This is a genomic window from Pseudoalteromonas sp. S3785 (assembly GCF_005887365.1).
Taxonomy (GTDB): domain Bacteria; phylum Pseudomonadota; class Gammaproteobacteria; order Enterobacterales; family Alteromonadaceae; genus Pseudoalteromonas.
Map to the genome: position 1 here is coordinate 1 of NZ_PNCT01000072.1, position 342 is coordinate 342.

The 342-nt window shown below is 51.5% G+C and carries 1 rRNA gene; it reads left to right on the plus strand.

Features of this window, described 5'->3' with window-relative positions:
- Positions 1-342: ribosomal RNA gene (locus CWC17_RS16380) — 23S ribosomal RNA — on the plus strand; the annotation flags it as partial.

The window sequence follows — 342 nt, forward strand, 5'->3', positions numbered from 1 at the left end:
AGACTTTGAAGATGAGACGCTAGTTTTGTTGGAGTCGTCCTTGAAATACCACCCTTGTAGTTTTGATGTTCTAACGTTGGCCCCTGAATCGGGGTTACGGACAGTGCCTGGTGGGTAGTTTGACTGGGGCGGTCTCCTCCCAAAGCGTAACGGAGGAGCACGAAGGTTGGCTAAGTACGGTCGGACATCGTACGGTTAGTGTAATGGTAGAAGCCAGCTTAACTGCGAGACAGACACGTCGAGCAGGTACGAAAGTAGGTCATAGTGATCCGGTGGTTCTGAATGGAAGGGCCATCGCTCAACGGATAAAAGGTACTCAGGGCATAACAGGCACATACCGCC